Consider the following 19,055-nt stretch of genomic DNA (forward strand, 5'->3'; position numbering starts at 1 on the left):
TGCAAAAAATCCTTCTCCACCGTAAGCTGGCCGATCTTGGCGTGCAGTTCCTTGATCCGCGCCTCATCGCTTTGTTGGGTTTTCTGGGCCTTGCCCGCAAAGCCAGCCGCGATCTGCTCCTTGGCCTGCTGCTTCCACTGGGAAACCTGATTGGGGTGCACGCCGTACTTGCTGGCGAGTTCGGACAGGGTGTGTTCCCCGGACAAGGCATCCAGGGCGACTCGGGTCTTGAATTCGGCGGTGAACTTTCTTCTCTGCTTGGACATCAAAAGCCTCCTTCAGGCTTCTTACGTCCACCTTAGCTACTGGTCCAGTTTCCTGAACCCACTTCTGTTCCCTGGAATTCAGCCTACCCATCACGATTCCAAAGGCAATGTCTTCTACTCACTTGGTAATGTAGCCAATGAGCTGAACATCTCTGTCGAAGAGGTCGATACGTTGATTAACAAAGGCGAGATCGCGCTGATCGACGGCAGCAAGCTGTCTACTATCTCAACCAACAACTAAACCCAAAGAGGGGCGAGGGCCGTTGTGTCCTCCCCCTCGTTTTCCATCCCCAGCATATTTTGCCACAAAAATCTGAGCGCCTTCACGATATATCAATTAGCGCGTTTCCCCCCATACCCCGCCTTCGCTTCTATACGGTTCCAAGACATCTCAACCTGCTGCTTTTCTGAATGCCTCCTCTTATCAATCTCACTTCGAAACTCTTGACATGTGGCATTATTTTTTGTTTATCAAATTGCCAAACGAACGTTATGCAAATTGAAAAGGAGTGAATCGTGGAAGGCAAGTTCGTATCCTACCTACGTGTCAGCACAGAAAGACAAGGAAGAAGTGGTCTTGGCATTGAAGCCCAGCGTAAGGCAGTTGAAGACTATTTGAATGGTGGTCAGTGGGAACTTCTTGAAGAGTACGTCGAAGTTGAAAGCGGAAAGAATAATGACCGTCCTGAACTGAAGCAAGCTCTTGAGCATTGTGATCTGACTGGAGCAACCCTCCTCATTGCAAAGCTCGACCGCCTGTCTCGTGACGCATACTTTTTGCTCGGTCTTCAACGTTCTGGCGTCCGCTTCGTATGTGCCGATATGCCTGAAGCAAATGAACTCACCGTGGGCATTATGGCGTTAATGGCGCAGGAAGAGCGCAAACGAATTTCAGAGCGAACAAAGGCCGCTCTAGCAGCAGCAAAGGCACGTGGCGTAAAGCTAGGCAACCCAAAGGGAGTTAAACATCTCCGAGGTCTTGGAAATGATCCAGCTGTCAAAAGGATCAAGGACAATGCTAATCATCGAGCGGAAAGGCTTCGTGGTCAGATTACCAAGCTGCTCGAACAAGGGATCACAAGCGCCAATGGGATTGCGACTGAACTGAATAGAAACAGCATCAGAACTCCTCGTGGAGGCCAATGGTATGCGGCCAGTGTTCAACGCTTGATGAAGCGTCTTGAACTCGACCTGTCATCGCATATTCTATAGCAAGAAACAGCAACCTATGATAACGGGATATACAAATACACTCAGGCTATTTGCAACAGGGAGAGTCAAATGCCTAGAATCCCGTCTCTAAAAAAGGAATATTATTGTCATTGTCCGCTTTGTGAATCCAAAGTTGTTGCGAGCGTTGAATCGGTCACTCAGCACTACCAACTCGAACACAACACAAGTATCAGAGAAAGCTACGCTCGCCAGATAATGAATTCAAATCCCCATGCTCATTATCCTGAGAACAATGAAACCTGGGTAACCTGTGGAGCTCCGGGCTTAGGGCGACGCAGCTAGCTTTTCGCTTTTTTTCACGCGTCTATCCAAGGACGACCCGTGCTTGACTGATGTGTCACCAAGCGGGTACACAGTAAGAGAGTGTTCACCCACGACTTACATGAAGAATGCCACATAGAATCAAGCGGTTAGGTGAGACGTAAAAACATACTCCCACCCTCTCCGCCACGCATTCCATAAGGGGTTTCAAGCCAAGGCTTGAAACCCCTTTTTCATTTTCATGAAAGCCTGCCCTTTTCCCCTGTTCACAAAATCCTGCACTTCCGCACGCATCGAGCCTCCATTGCCGAGACAATCTTCGTACCGCTTCAGTTGCACTCTCGCTGCATGCTTTTTCTTCGAACACTGTGCTGGCCATCTGGATAGCAAGCGAATTCGGTATGTTTTCAAAATGGCGCGCATTGCGGCATGTCCACCTGATTTGCTCACGATGCTCTGGAACAGAATCGATAAATGTAGTACTAAACGCCAACGACTATAGATTTACAACAGCAACGTCCGCAGCATCGGAGGTTTCGTGCCGAGCAAACGCAGAAACATGCAGCTTGCCGCGACGGCAATGGCCTTTTATCTGGTCGCGGTCACCATGCTCTATATGGCCGAATCCGATGCGGACAGCGGAAACATTCACAGCATCAGCGACGCCGTATGGTATTCCATCGTCACGTTGACGACCGTAGGCTACGGTGATTTCTACCCTGTCACGCTCCCCGGACGCATTGCGGGGCTGCTCCTCGTTCTCGGCAGTCTTGGGGTTCTCAGCGTGCTCATAGGAACCCTGACCGACAATTTCATCACCATGAGGGAGAGCAGACATATGGGCTACGGCGGCACCAAGTTCAGCAATCATATCATCGTGGTCGGCTGGGACCGTTTCGCGGAGAAAGTAACGGCGCAACTCGTCACCGCGCACAACCGGGTCTGCGTCATCACGGAGCACAAGGAAAACGTCGACCTGATCTACGAGCAGTTTCCGCGCGATTGGGTTTTCGTTCTCTACGCGGAGCTGCACAATCAGGACGTGCTGGACAAGGTCAACATATCCGAGGCCAAGGTGCTCTTCCCCAACCTCAAGGACGACGCCCGCAATCTCGTCTACGTCATCAACGTGCGCAAAAAGCACCCGCATCTTCAGATCGTGATGACGCTCGACAATTACGACCTTCAGGAAACATTCGAGAATGCGGGCGTAAACTACACCATCTCGAAAAACGATGTCTCCTCCAAGATGCTCGCAAGCTATATCTTTGAGCCGGACGTTGCCCGGTTCAACGAGGATCTGCTGGCCTCCGCTTCGGGCAGGGAGGATTTCGACGTGCAGCAATACAGGGTGCTTCCGGATTGCTCTTATGCGGGGATGCCCTATTCCCAGGTCTTCGAGGATCTGAAACGCCGCTTCAACGTCGTTCCCATCGGCCTGAGCAAGCCGGCGGGCGAAACACGGGTTCTGCACAAGCTGCCCGACGACGACATGCTTGTGGAAGTGGGAGATTATATTCTGCTGATCACGTCCGGGCTCAAGGTGGCGGAGCTGGAATGTCTCTTCAAAATCAAGGAAGGCGTGTTCTAACATGCTTCTCAAATGCGCTCGCATTTTTTAGTATGCGAAGGTTGAGTCTTTATCAGGCGGCTAACCACGGCTATCGCGCAGGAGGTCGTATGCATCGGCAACTCAGAGCATTCCCGCAACCGGCGCCGTTCGCATTTTCCATTCGCGCATATGTTGCGATTCCTCTTCTGCTATTCGGCCTGCTGCTGTGCGCCGGATCGGCCCTGGGCTACGGGGGCGGCGGCGGAGGCGGCGGAGGCGGTGGTGGGGGCGCCGGAGGCGCGGCCATCGGGGGGACCGGGGGCAGCGTCGATGTCGAACCCATGAAGGGCATAGAGAACGTACCGGTCATGCCCGAAGACTTCGGATGGGGGAGCGGAACCGGGTCGAGGACCAACGTTGGAGGCAGCGTTCCCTCGGATATGACTTCGAGTTCCAAGACCAGCAGCGCGGTGAACGCGCTGACAAAGGCGATCCTGATCAACCGTCTGATCGCCGCCATCAAGCTTGCGCATCCGGGCCTCGGCCTGGCCGTGGACGTCGGCAGCAAAATCAACAGCGCGGTGTCCTTGGCCAAGGCGGTCAAAGCCAAGCTGGACAAGGCGAAAAAAGACTACGGCAAGGCCGCGGCCACGGTGGTCAATTCCAACATGAACGTGGACACCAACCAGGGATACAGCGACTACGCCAAGCTCGGATCGACCACGGGTGGCGGCGGGGCCGAACAAAATCTGCACGAACACGGGCTTTGGTAGGAGGATCGCATGCGCAGCAAAACCAGCATCATTCTTGTGCCGCTCGTGAGTCTTTTCCTCCTTGTGGGCGTCGCGGCAGGGCAGGACGGTCAATGGCCGCAGGATGCGCGCGATGTGGCCGCGACGCTGTATCAACGCATGATCGGCCAGTACGACGGATCCGGCAACGTGCATTTCAACGCCAAAGGGGAGCAGGCTTTGGAAGGCGGCACTTCCGGCGGATTTGCGGGCTTCCGGAACGGCAACATCTTTTTCCTGCACTATGAGAACGATGCGGCCGGGAAAGCGTATAACGCCAAGGTTCTCGGCCTGTTCAACCTCAGCGACGACTACGGCAGATTTGCGGCCTTGCGTTTCACGGCCGACTACAAGGTCATGTGGCGCGACATCATGATCAATTCCAGCGCGGCGGTTACGGTGTCCCCGCCCAAGCTCCCGGTCCAGGTCTATCTCGTCCCGGCCGAGCTTGTGGAAGGAGCGGCGCGGGATGCGGGCGTTTTCAACAGCTGGACCTCGCTCTACGAATTCGCGGCCGAAAATTCCTACAAAAAGGACCAGGAACCGGAAACACGGGTCTGGTACGTCATCAGCTTCGTGATGAGCAAGTTGCCGCCCGATGCGGACGTGGACGTGATCGTCTCCTCAAAGCGCTCTTCCAACCGCAGCAGCCAAAACGACGCGGCGGTCCGGCAGGAGGTGCTCGACTACGCGGGCTGGCGCGTGCACGCCTTCGCAACCAGGTTCAAGCCCTGCTCCACTCGCGGCAGGTTCTACATCAATTACTACTACACTCCGGGCGCGGACGTTCCGGACGATCTGCGTGAGCGAAGGCTCGCCGCCCAGTTTGACTCCAAACAATGACAGCCCTTCCCGGAAACGACAAAAGGGGACCGTCCAAGGACGGTCCCCTTTGATCTTTTCCTTGAAAAAGGCGCTAGCTCTTCATGTTCACGTATTGCAGCGGAAGTTCGAGCTTGGCGTCGCGCAGCAGCTGGATCACGGCCTGAAGATCATCGATCTTCTTTCCGTTGACCCGGACCTGATCGTCCTGAATGGACGCCTGGACCTTGAGCTTGCTGTCCTTGATCATCTTCACGATCATCTTGGCGGTATCCTTGTCGATGCCTTCCACGAGCTTGATGGACTGCTTGAGCTGGCCTTTGGAGGTCGGCTCGGTATCGCCGAACTCCATGACGCGATGATCGACCTTGCGCCGCGTGAAATGGCTGATCAACAGGTCACGAATGGCCTGGACCTTCATGTCGTCGCCCGTGACGAGGTCGATTTTCTTGTCTTTCTTGTTCAGGTCCAATTCCGTGGGCACATTGCGAAAATCGAAGCGGGTGGCCAGCTCCTTCTTCACGTTGTTCACGGCGTTGTCCACTTCCTGCAGGTCTATCTGGTTCACGATGTCGAAAGACGGCATGAGTTCGTCCTCTATGATCGCGCTCTTGCAGCGAGCGCGCTAAAGAGTGATGGCAGGACCGAAAAATTCGATGGACAGGACTTCGTAGTAGATTTTGCCGCGAGGGGCATCCACAACGGCTTCATCTCCGACCTCTTTGCCGAGCAGGGCGCGCCCCACAGGAGAAAGGATCGAGATGCTGCCCTTGCAGTAGGAGGTTTCGTCCGGTCCGAGCAGAAGGTAGCGCTTGATCTCGTCCGTGTCCGTGTCCTGGATTTCCACGGTGGCGCCGAAAGCGACCTTCTCGCCGCCGAGGGTGGTCATGTCGATGACGTTGAACTTGGGGACGCGGGATTCGATGTAGGTGATCTTCGCTTCCAGCATTCCCTGGCGCTCGCGCGCGGCGTCGTAGCCGGCGTTTTCGCTCAGGTCGCCTTCTTCGCGGGCTTCCTTGATGGCCTGGATGATGGCCGGGCGTTCCGCCTTGAGGCTCGCCAGTTCGCGTTTGACCAGTTCATAGCCTTCAACAGAAATAGGGATGCTTTCCATTGTCTCTTGGTTCCTTGTCTTAACTTGATTGCGCCTTGGCCCGCGTGGATTTCTACGAGTGTTGGTTGGGGCCGAAGGCCGCGTCGGCTGAACTGTCTGGGTAGAACATAGAACGGTTTGGGTCAAGACCAGAATGCCCTGAAACGGCTCAGGGGGAGTTAAATCGCGAGCAACGGCGCAGGATAACGCGGCTTGAGTCCCCCTGGCCCGGTACTCCGCCAGGTCATAAATAAATACGATTCACGTTCTGTCTGAAATCATATCGAACAGCCTGTGCGCAATTCAAAAAGATTCAACCGTGGAACCGAGCGGTGAACCCTGAATACGCTCCCGGCATAGGGAATGCGCTGACCTGCCGCCCCGGCATTTTGTCGCACGATCACGTCTTGTTCGAGAAATTCCAATTCCATGGGCACGATTTCCCGCTCTCCGTCCCCGCAAAGGCTTTCGCGCTCTTCAGGAGTCAAGCCCATGCTCGTGCCGTCGGCAAAATCGACGCCGAGCACGGATTGTGTGGTGCGCAACCGGACGATACGCCCTTTTTTGTCGAATTGGAGCGAGTTGAGATCGCCGCTGATGCCGACTGCGTCGGAATCGTACGCCCAAACTTCGCCTACGGGGGTCTGCACGGGATACGGGCTTGCCGGTTCCAGGCTGCGGACCGCACCGTTTTCCCAGAAGGAAACGCCGATGCGTGCGGCCAAGGGACCGAGCGGAGTCGGAACCTCCACGGTATCGCCCGGCCAGAGCGTCAGGCTGCGCCAGCGCCCCTGCGCATCGAAACAGAGACTGAGCGGCCTGATGCGCGAGCGTCCCCAGGGCAATTCCAATTCAACCCACTCCGCCAGCCCCAGTTCATCCTCCTGGGACCAATAGCCGGAAAGCCTTCCATTGAGCGGGAAGACGCGGTTGATGCAGCCCTGTTCATGGAACGTCAGCAGTTCCGCCGTGACGACGCCCGCAGGCGTATTCAACGGAGTTCCTTGCTCCAATGGGAGGTATTGCAGCATGCCGTTCTGATGGAAGCACAAGGGCTGCACTTCCTTTCTGCGCAGATCGTCCGTGGTGTGTTGCGGAATGAAGCTTCCCAGGGATGTGGCCAGCGACACGGGAGCGGCAGGAACGCAGCTGCGCGGACTGCCGTCAGGGTAACACTCCGGATCACCCTGAACAGGAATCGGACCATAACGCGTATGCAGCATCTGCATTCGGGCATCTCCTTCGTTTACCGACGATACCAGCAAGGCGGATACCAAGGCATAACACGCTGTATTCCAATGAATTTTCAAGACTGCGGAGACTACATTCTTGCAGCAGCATACAAAAACGAAGGCAATGCAAACCAAAACGTAGCCAGCTTCGAGCTGCCGTGGTCAGCGTCTTCGATCCTGGGCTTCAAGGATTTTCCGGCACTCGGACAAATAGGGCTGGGCCTGCGGATATTCGGCCACGCATTCCAGTTGGGGAAGCGCTTCGCGCACCCTGCCGAGATTCATGAGCCCGATTCCGAGACAGAGCCGAAGGTTGGGATCATCCGGAAACGCGCTCAGCCCACGCGAGAGCATCTGAACGGCCTCCTCTGTTCGGGCGTTTCGGTTGAGCAGCATCCCCAGGCCGAGAAAAGCCTTGTTGTCCGGCGCATGGGCCAAGGCGCGCCGATACAGTTTTTCGGCCACTGGATCCCGCTGCTCAGGGGCATATTGGGAAGCATAATCGCCCTGATCGAATGTCATGCCGAGTCTTGCGAAGAAATCCGCGAATTCCGCAGAGAGGTGCGGTGCGTCTGCTGTTTCCAGCGTGTCGACAAACCCCGGAAGCGCGTCGTGATAGCCTTGTTTGAGCGATTTTCCCCAGGCATGGACCTGTTCGAACTCCAGTTCCGGATCCATGTCGAGCCAAAGCAGATCCTCTTCGCGATTCATCCAGACTTCATCCGAGATTCCGAAGCGCTGGCGAGCCTGCTCGTACAGCTCCGTCCCCGGCAGGACGGTGAGCACATGAAACAGCGTCACGAGCGGTCGTATTTCAGTCAGCAATTGTGCGCTTTCCCGTATCGATTCGGCGGTTTCGCCGGGATTCCCGTAAATGATATACGCTCGCGCCACCATCCCGTATCGGGTGGTCAAGTCGAAGGCCCGCCGAATCTGCGCATTGTCGGTTTTCTTGCGCAGCCTTTCGCGAACGGCAGGCGAACCGCTCTCCACGCCGTAACTGATCTGGACGCACCCTGCGGACCGCATGGCCTCGAGAATTTCCTCATCGACCCGGTCCACGCGGGAAATGGCCTGCCATGCCGCCCCTGGAACCCGTTCCCGCAGAAGTCGACAGAATTCGAGCACATACTCGCGCCGAAGGGTGAACGTATCGTCCGAAACGTAGAAAAACCCGACTCCTCGCGCCGCAAGCCTTTGCACCTGCCGCGCCAGGTATTCGGGGGAATGGAACCGCACCTTCGCCCCCCAGAACCTGGGAGAACCGCAAAAGGTGCATTTGCCGGGACAACCGCGCGACAGAATCACATGCTGGAACGTGAAATATTTGGAAGGATCAGGAAGTTCGTCCAGATTTTCAATCAGCGCGGCGCAATCATTTTCCCGCACGCCCTCCCCTTCACGCCAGGAAAGGCCGGAAACAGTAGAAAGAGGCGCGCCGCACTCCAAAGCATCCAGAAATGCCGGGAATGCCCGTTCTCCTTCTCCACGTATAATGAAATCAACATATTCGAAATTTTCTAGAAAAAATCTAGAAAGAAAAGTCGCGCCGATTCCACCGAATACGACTCGGACGTCAGGCAGAATCCGTTTGGCAGCCTTGGCCGCATCCAGCGCGCCCCAACGGTTGGCCGCGAACACGGAGACGGCGAGAACGTCCGGGGCGATCTCGCAGAGTTCCGCTTCCATGATGTCGGGTTTGCCGCGTAGGGAATGCCAATTCGCAACAACGACGTCGTGCCCCGACTCGATGAGCGCGGCAGCGAGGTAATACAGCCCGATGGGCATGGCGGCTACGTTTTCCGCCTCGGTCCGATCATGCAGGAAGTAGGGATAGACCAGCAGTATCTTCATGGCTTTGGAACATGTCACAAAAGCCCTCCTGGGCCAAGCCGACGGGAATGCCGGGCCAGGACGGCGTAAACGCCGAAGGCCCCGCTGGGCGGGGCCTTCGGAACAGCTATTGCGTCTTGATATGGGAGTCAGGACCGCAAATGCTCGACAAAAATAGTGACCGTTTTTCCGTTACGTACTGTTTCCCGAACTGACAGACCCATGCGTTGGTGTTCGTGAGGAGATAGGATTTCTCGCGTTCCGTCAGTTCGTCGGCATTGACAATGCCGAAATTCGAAACCAATTCGCTCCAAGTGAAACGATTTCTGGACGATTTATCGGACATGATTGACTCTCGTCTCCTTGCAAAGGCGTAATTCGTTCGGGAATGAGCCACGCTTTGCCTATTTTCCGCCTGCGGGTTTGGGAGCAGGCTTGGCAGCCCCTTTTGAAGCCGCGTCATTGGTCTGAGCGGGTTTGTCCTTCGCAGGCGTGCTCTTTTCTCCGGCAACAGCGGCAGGCTTCTCCTTGGCCACGGAGGTTTCCGCAGCAGGAACGGAGCCAACGGCAACGGGGGTACTGTCGCAACCCTCGGCCTTCTTGGGTTCGGGTTCCTTGTCCGAAATGACCAGGGGCTCGCCTTCGTCCTCGTACGCCAGCCAGGACAATTCCAGCGAGAATTTTTCCTTGTTTTTCTTTTGCTTGGCGGAAACCTCGATTTCAACATTTTCCGGCGGAGTCAGCGTAAGGAACTCCTCCCCTCTGCGGACAACGATGCGCCCCTCCCGAAAGCCTTTCACCAGGGCTTCAAGATAACCAAGGGCATCTTCGTAAGCCATCACCTGTTTGACTTCGATTTTGTTCTTATCCATGAGTCCTCCAAAGTAAAAGGTGGAATCCAAATGAAAATGTCATGTCAAAGACATCAACGCCGGGACAAGTTTTTCCGGGTCGATTCCGGCTGATCCGTCCCCCTGGACCAACGGTAAGTCGATGACCTCCACGCCAAGAGCCAAAATCCGCTTTTTTTTCAGCCCGCCGGGGTAGTTCGCATTGCGTGAATCGACCAGCACCGCGTTAAGCAATGACCCCACGGGTGCGTCCGCTCCCGCATCGCGCCGCAACAGCGCCAGCAGCCTCTCCACGAGGTCGGCAACGCTCAAGCCCACGCATTCGGGATCAGGCAGAGTGTTCGGGACATAGACCTTGGGACAGGCATTGGCGGCCACAGCCGACCCAACCCCCGCGACGAGCAGGTTGGCAAGCACGCTTGTGTAAAAACTACCAATGGGGAAACAGATCAGGTCAGCCTCGCCGATCAGGCGTTTCATTTTGCGCCTGACCGTGGCCTGCACTGGCGTGGGATCGTCGAGGCTCTGCACGGTCCAGATGTCCGCGATGCTTTTCTGCAACGGCGCGGATTCCTTGCCCGTGATCATGTGTTGGCCCACGATTTCCTTGCCGTCTGCGAGGCGAACGGCAAGGTGCAGATCCTTGTTGACCACGGGGCGAACCATGCCGAGTACCCGCACCAGCTTGGAAAAGATGAATATCACCGGATCAATATGCCGTCGGTTGGCCAGGAAGCCCGCCGTGAGCACCAGATTGCCGAGGCTGGCTCCGCGCAGATCAAAATCGTCGGGCATGCGTTCGATGAATTCGCGGAAATGGTTCCGGATGATCTTGCGCATGGGGTCATGCACGCAGGCGATCAGCCGATGCCTGCCGCGCGCCAACGACTCGAGCTCCGCGATCAGTTGCTCCCGCGTATCCGTCTTGGAAAGTCGGTGCGCGAAGAGATTGAATATTTCCGGGTTGCCTTGCAGGCTGGTGTCGGCCAGGGCCATGAGCCTGTTGCGGATGTCTCCCACGGCGGGCATTGCGAATGCCTTTCGCAAAACGGCCGAGCTGCCGCCGGAATCGAACGGCGTGATCACGTGCACGGAATTGTGCGTGTACCGCACCAATTCGGAGCAGCAGTCCCGAAGGGCCGTTCCTCCGCTGAAAAAAAGAACACGGGGACCAAGCGCCGGGGTGTGCCTGTAGCGCTCCAGCTTGAGCCTGTCCGGCACCCGGACTTCACGCGAGACGCGTATGCGCAGCGGTTCCGAACGTGCGCTCACGCGCCCTCCTCCCCAATCATGCCGCCTTTCAGGAAATCGATGCAGGCGTCCGCCGCAACGTCGAAATCCACGCCGCCGGAAATCTCGAAGAGGGGACAACGAGACAACAGCTCCACGTATTGCTCAACGCCGGGATCCGCTTGCGCGGCCAAGTCCGCCGGGAGATAAAACAAGCCCGTGGGCTTCATGAACGCCGCCAGGAGATCGACCCTTTCACCGGGGTCAACGCGCCTGACTACTACGGCTCCGCGGTCGCGCTTCCAGTTGAGGATGACCAGTCCGTGGAGCGGAGCTTCGAGGACAAAGCGTCCAGGACCATAGCATACGTCGATCAGTCCGTCGTATTTGCGTTCCAGGTTCCAGAGTTCGTCCGCAGGCAGGGCCATGAACCTCACCCTGTCTTCGTCGGAAACGATGCGGGCGAGATCGGGGTTGTGCAGCGCGGTGCCGGGATTGATGCGGGGCTGCTTGGCCACGCCGAACATCATGGGACCGTCCTCTCCCGAAGATATCATCACCCTGTCGTTGCTCACGAACGTGGTTCCCCGGCTCATGAGATGCAGCGCGAGCGTGGACTTGCCCATGCCGGAAAAGCCAGCCAGGGCCAGCCCCCGGCCATTCAGGCAGACGCCCGCGGCGTGGCCAAGAAGACATCCCTGGTTCAGTTTGCGCTCTATGAAGCGATTGTTGATGAAGTTGACGACCTGATTGTCGTTTTCCAGGCAAGGGCCCACGGCGAGGTGGTGCCCGTCGCCGAAGATGAAGACCATGCCCGTGAGGCGCTTGCGGACCACCCGCCCATCAACGAGATCAACATACTCTTCCTTGACTTTGCTCTTGCCCGGATCGGGATCCTTGATCGCATAGGTCAATCCGAGATCGGGGGCCGAGGTATCGTGCGTCGTGACGACGATCTGCGGCCTTTGGCTTTCCGTCAGGAATTCCTTGAAATAACCACAGAGCGAATCATGGAGAGCCTTCAGGTTGGAGCGGACTTCAATGACGTCCTCTCCGAATCGAAGCCAAAGAGAGTGCGTCGTCGGAAATTCGCTCTGAAAATGCTCTGCAAGAGCCTTGCACGTGGGAGTTTTGTTCATTTGTCCACCTTCTTGAGCACATATTCCGCATAGAGTCGTGCCGCGTCAATGTTTCTGGCCTCCAGCAGCCCGCGAAATCCGCCGAACGCCGACACCTCGAAGACAAACGGCCCTTCGTCCGTGAGCGCCACGTCCACGCAGGTGAAATCGAGATCAAAAAGGGACTGGGCTTTGCGCGCCAGTTCGATGACTTCCGCAGGCGGGTCGAACGGCGCGTATTTCCCTCCGGATTCCGTGGTGGTGTTCCAGGCGCCGTTGGTCTTGCAGCGCGCATAGGTCGTCAGGTATTCACCGCCCAGGAAAGCCAGCCCCAGATCGCTGTCCTGGAGGTCGATGGTTTTCTGGATGTACATGATCGGATTCTCGGCCTTGTATTCCTCAACGGCCTTGCGGGCTTCCGGACCGTCGCGAAGCACGAACATGCCGCGCGCCTTGGAGGTGTAGAGCGGCTTGAATACGGCCTCGCCATATTCGCGCACCGCGTCCAAAGCGTGGTCAATGCTTTCTGTAATCGTCGTGGGCGGCATCGGGATTCCCGCAAGCTGCAACGTGATCGTGCAGGAAAGGCGGTCCAGAACCCTGAGGATGCTCAACGGCGAGGAAAAGACCGGCACGCCCCTTTCGGCCACATAGCGGAGGATTTCCAAGCGATCAAGAAGGTCCGGCGAATACCTGGATCCTATTTTCTTGATTATCAATGCGTCGAGATCCATGAGATTTACGCCGTTGCAGAGAGCCCGACCGGACGGCAGGTCCAGGCGCACTTCATCGATGGCAATAAGCAGACGCTCGCCAGCGATTTCTCCAACCGTGTCGGCAAGACGCTCCGTGGACCAGCCACCTTTCGTACCAACTACTCCGATTTTCACGACGCGAACTCCGTTTATGGCTAGTAGTAGAGAACCTGTGCCGGAAACTTGAAACTCCGCCAGTCGTTGCCTGCGAAATTGCTGATGCGTTCCAGCAGGAACAAGGCCCGGTTGAACATTTCCCTGGCGAATCGATGGTTCAGCTCGAACCGCGTGGATGTGTAAAAGGAACGCGCCAAGGCAAAGGCCATGCGGGCCTCAAACGTCTCGTCACCCTGCGACTGGCTGAATTCCTTTGCGAATCGGTGGAATTCGCCGATGATTCCGTTCAATCGCGCGCGCATGGCGTCCTGGAATATCGGCATCCGGAAATTGGAAACAAGAAACACGGAAACATCCTGGACGTAGTCGTAATCGCGCGAGCGGTAGAGATCGATGAAATGGATCTGCTGGCCCGCATGGTCGTAGACCACGTTGTTGACGTTGAAGTCTCCGTGAATGAACACCGTGAACGGCGCTTCCAGTTCGGCTTCCAGCTCGGCGCAACGCGAAAGCAGCTCGTTCGAGCCGGAAATGCGCGAATCGCCGAGCCGCCTTGATTCGCGACGAAATTCCGGATGGACCTGCAGCACGTCCTCCAGGCGGGAATTGAGCTGCCGGATGAAATCGACCTTAACGGGTTCGCGGCGCATGGTCGTTTCCCAGACATTTCGGACGGTCTGCTCGAAAACGAATACCGCGTTGGAGAGGAAATCCTCGTCCGACCCCAGCACGACCTCGTCGAGCGTGCAGCCCGGCAGAAACTCGACCAGCAAGGAAGCCCGGCTTCCGTCCTCATGGTATCCGTAGACGTCCGCCACAAGGCCGGGGAAGATCGCCTTCCAGCGCTCTATGTTATCGCGTTCCTTGCGGATCTTCTCCAAGCCGCCTTCCTTGTAGATTCCGCCGTGCACATCCATCCCGTCGGTGTCGCCGCCATGCTCCCTGCGCTCCACCCGTCCGATGCGGCAACCCGACCTCGTTCCCCAGATGGACTGGAAGTCGATGTCGCTGAAGGATTCGGAAAATCCGGACTTGGAAAGGGTCTGTTGCAGGGAGTCGAACTGCTCGATCTTGATGCGCTCTCCGAGAATGGAAAAGATCAGGGCTTCCCCGATGTTCAGGAGACTGTCGCCGATGCGCTCCAGATAGCGGAAGATGAAGAGCACCGTGACCAGGCTCTGAACGTTTCGGCCTGAACCGAGATCCACCAGCAGCCTGTCGAAGTTCTCCTTGTACATCCGGTCCAGCTCGTACTCGGCTTTGCAGATAGCCAGGGCCGCGGACATGTCCTCCTTGCGGAAGGCGTCCAGAATCCCGGCAAGGCTGGCGCTGATCAGGGCATAGAGTTCTTCGCTCGGATACTCATCCAGTTGGCGGGTGTCCTGGAGATACCCCACCTGCCGGACGATGTTCACGCAGTAGTCCGCGATGCGCTCCAGATTGACGCACATGACCTGCATGGACCGAATTTTGTTCACCTGGCGCGAGTCGAGCTGCTTGTCGGAATGAATCCGGGAGTAGCACTTGTTTTCGATGATGGTCTTGAGATTGTCGACATAGTCGTCACGGGAGACGATGCGATTGTAGAGCTGCCTCCCCGGAGCCGATACAAAGTCCGCGGTGGCGCGCACCTGCTTCTCCACTTCCAGAACGATGAACCTGAAATTCTCGTCCAGTCCTTCAAAGGCGATCATGGCTTAGGATTCGACCTTGATGTCTTTGACGGACGGACCGCTGTCCAGGCCGTATTCCTTCCAGCCCACCTTGATGCTGATCTTGCTCTCGCCGCCCTTTTTCTTGGCTTTGACCTCGAAGTTCAAAAGTCCGCAGGGGGTCATGACGATTTCGTCCGCATCCGTGGAAAGGACGATGCGCCCCTTTTCAAATCCGTCCACCAGGGCGTCCAGAAAATTGCGGATGGAATTGTTGTCCTGAATGGATTCAAACATGAATTTCTTGTCGCTGGCCATGTGCATTGCCCCTTTGCCGCTCGCCTAGCCAGCGAGCCTTGCTTTGTAGTCTGCGATGGCGGATCGCCTGCTGATTCCAGTCATGATGAGCTGCTTGCGGATGGCGAGATCGTCCCAGGCGGGCTGTATGCCGATTTCCCGCCCGGCCTTGTCCGCATCCTGCTGCTCCGGCAGCTTCGTTTTTTCTCCCATGTGGCAATCGTCGCCCATGAGCACGAGAATGGGTTTGCGGGATGCGCCCCGCCTGGCGTTCTTGTCGTTGACCACGGAGATGAGGAATTCCGTATAGCGCTGCGATTGGGGATTCCAGACCTCGTACCCGTCCACGTCGTAATCGGCCAGGAGGATGGGCCAGAACTGCTCGGGGTGCGGGATGACGATTCCCCCGCCCAGACCGCGCGCCTCCTCGATGATCTCCGTGGCGCGATAGAAGAACTTCAGGGAAAATCCTTGCTTGACCAGTTGCTTCACCGCTTTGAGAAAGGCCTGGATCCTGTTCACCGGGGCTTCGCCCAGCTCCGGGCGCATCGAGTCGAAGTAGTTGCGGAGCATCTTGTTTTTGATGGAAATCCGCGGCAGGTCGGGCCATTGCTCGTCCAGCAACTTCGCAATCTTGCGGACATGGGCCTGAACGAACTCCACGAGATCGGTTTCCGCTCCGGTGGCGCGCATGGCTGCGCCGATGCGATCCCGGTCCGGACCGATGATCGTATCCATGAACTCGAACAGCTGAGAGGATCGATATTTGTAGGTGTGCGCAAGCATGGAGCGCAGCACCGGGGCATCCTGCACGCGGTCCGCCTCGAAATGCAGAAGAAGCTGCACCTTCTGGTTGAATCCGCTGGCGTAGCAGTCCACTTCCACCCCTGCATATCCCCCGAAGCTCATCAGCTCGTTGTGCTGGGTTGGAATCAAGAGCTCCTCGGATTTGTTCGGGAACATCTTGTCGATGCGTTTGCGGATCAAATCCAGGGGCACGAATTCGGGGTGCCAATGCACGCCGAGCACGGCCTCCTGGCGAGGCTGCTGCGCCGGCTCAAGAACCTGCTCCACCTGCCAGGGAGCCATTTCCACGGAGACCACCTGGGAGAATCTGACGCGGTCAGCATCCGTTATTTCCGGATCAACGGCTTCCATATCGAATTCCGGACAATCGCGAGATCCCGGTTTCACGAGCTTCATGAACATCGACTCCGATTCATTTGAAACGATTGTGGCAATGGCTCTTGATTCGATCGAGTTCGTTGCAGGCCGTCTGCGTCGCGGCGAGATCACCGGATTCGTACGCGTCCGCAAAGGATTGCGTCGCCGCCGCATACTCTTCGTAGTGGGCGTCGCCGAAGCCGGGAAAACCGATCATCAGTTCGGAGTCCCGGACAAAGGACCGGACCGCCTCGTCCGGAGGCATGACGCCTTCGCCAAGCGATGTGAAAATCAGCTTGAAGCTGTTTTTCATTCTCTTTTTAAGGGATTTGTATTTCAAAGGTTCTTCCGCATCACCAGTCTCGGAGACGGCGCATTCCTCGCTCTTGCACTTGATCTTGATCTTGAAGAGCAGCCTGCCGAATTCCTTTTTCACGGAAATCCCTATCTTGCTGAAATCCTCGACTCCCTGAAGAGCCTCCAGACCGGATTCCACCGCTCCCTTCTCCATCACATCGGCGAGTCGCCGGAACATGTCCGGGAGCTTGTCCGCGGAGAGATACGATTCCATCTTGATGCTGTTGCCCATGCCTGCCTCAGTTGCCGTGACAAAGTGTGAGACGGGACCAACGCATTCGCGCCCGTCCGGTCCGGATTCATGGCAGGGAAAGTAGCAACAAACGGACTCGGCAGAGTGTCACGGAAGTGACCACTGCGTTACAAGCCGATGAAGGAAGAGAAGAAAAGCGGAATAATCAGGAAGAATACGCGAGCGGAACGAGTTCTCCCCGCAGCACCCGCCAGGCTCCGTCGGCCATGACGCGCATTTCGTCCGTCTCCAGGGCGAAACATGGCCCCAAATGGGCAAGCCTGCCGGATACGGCTTCCACGAGCCGTACGCTGCGCGAAAGTCCACCCGTGAGCACCACGGCGTCGACGCGCGCGCCGGGTTCATAAAGAAGCGCCGGAGCGAGCGATGAAATCTGCTTGGAAATGTTGTAAGCCAGGGCGTCGAAAACAAGCGCCGCGCGCTCGTCGCCATTGTCGGCCATCTTCTGGACCTGGCGAAGATCGTTTGTTCCGAGGTGGGCGAAAAGCCCTCCCCGCGTCAAGGCGAGACGCTGCAACTCCTGGACGCTGTGCTTCTCCCGCAGGACAAGCCCCAGCGCCGTTATCAACGGCAGACTGCCGACCCGCTCCGGACTGAACGGCCCTTCGCCGTCCAGGGCGTTGATGACGTCCACCACTCTGCCCTGGTCGTGCGCGCCGATGGAGATGCCACCGCCCATGTGGGCCACGAGGAATCTTCCCTGTTCATACGAAATGCCCATTTGCCCGGCCACGCGCCGCGCCGCGCCGCGCTGGCTGAGCGCATGAAAAACGCTCCGCCGCTGCACGTCCGGCAATCCCGTCAGTCTCGCCAGATCGCGCATTTCGTCAGTTACCACAGGATCGACGACCAAGGCCGAGGCATTGTCCCGCGCGGCGTATTCGACGGCAAGCAGGGCGCCGAGGTTGCTGGCGTGCTCGCCGTACCGGGCCGAACGCAGATCATCGAGCATGGCCTCGTTCACGGCGTAAACTCCGCCGGGGATCGGCTTCAACAGTCCGCCCCGTCCGACCACGGCGTCAAGCCGCGGCACCACGCCGTCCGGAAAGCCCTTGCGCAGGGCGGCGCGCACGGTATCTCTGCGCATGGCAAGCTGCCCCAGCACGGTCGGATGCGCCTCGACGTCCTCCTTGGAATGCCGGACCTCCACCTCAAGAACGCTTTCCTCGTTGCGAAAAAGGGCCACCTTGGTGGAAGTGGAGCCGGGATTGACCGTCAGGACATGATGGATCACTGCTTATCTCCGACATCGGCGCTGGAATCCGCGGCGAGAAAGGCGGCCAGGGCAATGGAATGGAATTTGGATTCGGCGGAATCGCTTCTGGATGGGACGACCACGGGAACGCGGCTGCCCACGACAACGCTGGCCAGCGTCGATCCGTGCAGGATGCCCAGCGCCTTGTAGAGCATGTTGCCGCTTTCGATGTCCGGGGTGCAGAGGATGTCGGCATGACCGGCAACAGGATGATTCACCCCTTTCGTGACCGCGGCCTGAGGTGAAATAGCCAGATCCAGCGCCAGGGGACCGTGGACGAGACATCGGCCGAACTGGCCCTGAGCCGCCATCTTGCTGATCACGTCCGCGTCGAGCGTTGCAGGCATTGCAGGATAATTGACTTTTTCCGTAGCCGCGAGCATGGCGGCACGCGGACAGTCCATGCCCAGACGGCGGGCCACGTTCAGCGCGTTGCGCAGGATGTCGGCTTTGCGTTGCAGATTGGGACGAATGTTCACGCCCGCGTCCGTGAGCAGCATCAGGCGCCCCCCGGTCGGAGCATCGAACACCGTGACATGGCTGAGGATGCCGCTGACGGGCGGCACGCCGGTCTCCTTGTTCAGCACGGCCTTGAGCACGACCGCAGTGCTGATGAGTCCCTTCATGATGATGGAGACAGCGCCTTCGCGGTACATGCGCACCGCCCTGTTCACCGCGGCGGCTGCATCCGGCTCGTGAACCGACTCAAACCCGGAAATGTCCAGTCCATGTTCGTCCGCCACCTGCGCGGCACGCTGCATGTCTCCTATGAGCACAGGGTCGGCGAGTCCCTGCGAGTGGGCCTCGATTCCGCCGCGAAGTATGAATTCATCGGCGCAGGGAGCTATGGCCACGCGGGGACGCCGTCCGCTGCGCAGTACCGCCTCCACTAATTCCGCAAGAGAGGTTAGGGGCATCTCTCC

The 19,055-nt window shown here is 57.5% G+C and carries 19 protein-coding genes; 4 read left to right on the forward strand and 15 right to left on the reverse strand.

Translation table 11 applies throughout. The features are described from left to right. On the reverse strand, positions 1-266 hold a 266-nt coding region (locus G452_RS0107035), incomplete at its 3' end, for an IS3 family transposase (RefSeq protein WP_027189137.1). Positions 267-782: 516 nt separating this feature from the next. On the opposite strand from G452_RS0107035, the gene G452_RS21085 reads away from it, so the two are divergent. From G452_RS21085 to G452_RS0107060, 4 genes are all read left to right on the forward strand, one after another. After that, a complete protein-coding gene (locus G452_RS21085) occupies positions 783-1,478 on the forward strand; it encodes a recombinase family protein (protein WP_235619594.1) in 696 nt (231 codons plus the stop codon). A gap of 820 nt (positions 1,479-2,298) precedes the next feature. Then, the gene (locus G452_RS0107050) at positions 2,299-3,351 is read left to right on the forward strand and encodes a potassium channel family protein (protein WP_235619595.1); all 1,053 of its coding nucleotides are present in this window, start codon (positions 2,299-2,301) and stop codon (positions 3,349-3,351) included. 401 nt (positions 3,352-3,752) lie between these two features. Further along, positions 3,753-4,085, forward strand: a complete 333-nt coding sequence (locus G452_RS0107055; protein WP_022661561.1) for a hypothetical protein — start codon at positions 3,753-3,755, stop codon at positions 4,083-4,085. A gap of 9 nt (positions 4,086-4,094) precedes the next feature. Then, on the forward strand, positions 4,095-4,946 hold the full coding sequence (locus G452_RS0107060) for a hypothetical protein (RefSeq protein ID WP_022661562.1): 852 nt from the start codon (positions 4,095-4,097) through the stop codon (positions 4,944-4,946). 73 nt (positions 4,947-5,019) lie between these two features. On the opposite strand, the gene G452_RS0107065 is transcribed toward G452_RS0107060, so the two are convergent. From G452_RS0107065 to G452_RS0107130, 14 genes are all read right to left on the reverse strand, one after another. After that, positions 5,020-5,511 carry a YajQ family cyclic di-GMP-binding protein gene (locus G452_RS0107065; protein ID WP_022661563.1) on the reverse strand — a complete coding sequence of 164 codons (492 nt, stop codon included), beginning with the start codon at positions 5,509-5,511 and terminating at the stop codon, positions 5,020-5,022. 39 nt (positions 5,512-5,550) lie between these two features. Further along, positions 5,551-6,039 carry a transcription elongation factor GreA gene (gene greA, locus G452_RS0107070; protein WP_022661564.1) on the reverse strand — a complete coding sequence of 163 codons (489 nt, stop codon included), beginning with the start codon at positions 6,037-6,039 and terminating at the stop codon, positions 5,551-5,553. Positions 6,040-6,296: 257 nt separating this feature from the next. Further along, the gene (locus G452_RS0107075) at positions 6,297-7,328 is read right to left on the reverse strand and encodes a hypothetical protein (RefSeq protein WP_235619596.1); all 1,032 of its coding nucleotides are present in this window, start codon (positions 7,326-7,328) and stop codon (positions 6,297-6,299) included. Between the two features lie 84 nt (positions 7,329-7,412). After that, positions 7,413-9,104: a B12-binding domain-containing radical SAM protein gene (locus G452_RS0107080; RefSeq protein WP_022661566.1), complete on the reverse strand. Its 1,692-nt coding sequence runs from the start codon at positions 9,102-9,104 to the stop codon at positions 7,413-7,415. Positions 9,105-9,487: 383 nt separating this feature from the next. Beyond that, the gene (locus tag G452_RS20520) at positions 9,488-9,955 is read right to left on the reverse strand and encodes an amphi-Trp domain-containing protein (RefSeq protein WP_022661567.1); all 468 of its coding nucleotides are present in this window, start codon (positions 9,953-9,955) and stop codon (positions 9,488-9,490) included. Positions 9,956-9,994: 39 nt separating this feature from the next. After that, the gene (locus G452_RS0107090) at positions 9,995-11,206 is read right to left on the reverse strand and encodes a GAK system CofD-like protein (protein ID WP_022661568.1); all 1,212 of its coding nucleotides are present in this window, start codon (positions 11,204-11,206) and stop codon (positions 9,995-9,997) included. Then, entirely contained in the window at positions 11,203-12,303 is a 1,101-nt protein-coding gene (locus G452_RS0107095) for an HprK-related kinase B (RefSeq protein ID WP_022661569.1), read from the reverse strand. The genes G452_RS0107090 and G452_RS0107095 overlap by 4 nt, the downstream gene beginning before the upstream one ends. Continuing rightward, complete coding sequence (locus tag G452_RS0107100; protein WP_022661570.1) at positions 12,300-13,172, reverse strand: GAK system ATP-grasp enzyme; 873 nt, start codon at positions 13,170-13,172, stop codon at positions 12,300-12,302. Before G452_RS0107100 ends, G452_RS0107095 begins: the two co-directional genes overlap by 4 nt. Positions 13,173-13,192: 20 nt before the next feature. Continuing rightward, positions 13,193-14,848, reverse strand: coding sequence for a PhoU domain-containing protein (locus G452_RS0107105; protein ID WP_022661572.1), 1,656 nt, complete (start codon positions 14,846-14,848; stop codon positions 13,193-13,195). A gap of 3 nt (positions 14,849-14,851) precedes the next feature. Then, entirely contained in the window at positions 14,852-15,124 is a 273-nt protein-coding gene (locus G452_RS0107110; protein ID WP_022661573.1) for an amphi-Trp domain-containing protein, read from the reverse strand. A 24-nt stretch (positions 15,125-15,148) separates the two neighbouring features. Further along, complete coding sequence (locus G452_RS0107115) at positions 15,149-16,261, reverse strand: hypothetical protein (RefSeq protein WP_235619597.1); 1,113 nt, start codon at positions 16,259-16,261, stop codon at positions 15,149-15,151. 61 nt (positions 16,262-16,322) lie between these two features. Then, entirely contained in the window at positions 16,323-16,856 is a 534-nt protein-coding gene (locus tag G452_RS0107120; protein WP_022661575.1) for a GAK system XXXCH domain-containing protein, read from the reverse strand. A gap of 166 nt (positions 16,857-17,022) precedes the next feature. Next, positions 17,023-18,111: a butyrate kinase gene (gene buk, locus G452_RS0107125; protein WP_022661576.1), complete on the reverse strand. Its 1,089-nt coding sequence runs from the start codon at positions 18,109-18,111 to the stop codon at positions 17,023-17,025. Continuing rightward, positions 18,108-19,049 carry a bifunctional enoyl-CoA hydratase/phosphate acetyltransferase gene (locus G452_RS0107130; protein ID WP_027189095.1) on the reverse strand — a complete coding sequence of 314 codons (942 nt, stop codon included), beginning with the start codon at positions 19,047-19,049 and terminating at the stop codon, positions 18,108-18,110. Before G452_RS0107130 ends, buk begins: the two co-directional genes overlap by 4 nt. Positions 19,050-19,055 lie beyond the last annotated feature (6 nt).

The organism is Paucidesulfovibrio longus DSM 6739 (assembly GCF_000420485.1).
GTDB classification, from domain to species: Bacteria; Desulfobacterota; Desulfovibrionia; order Desulfovibrionales; family Desulfovibrionaceae; genus Paucidesulfovibrio; species Paucidesulfovibrio longus.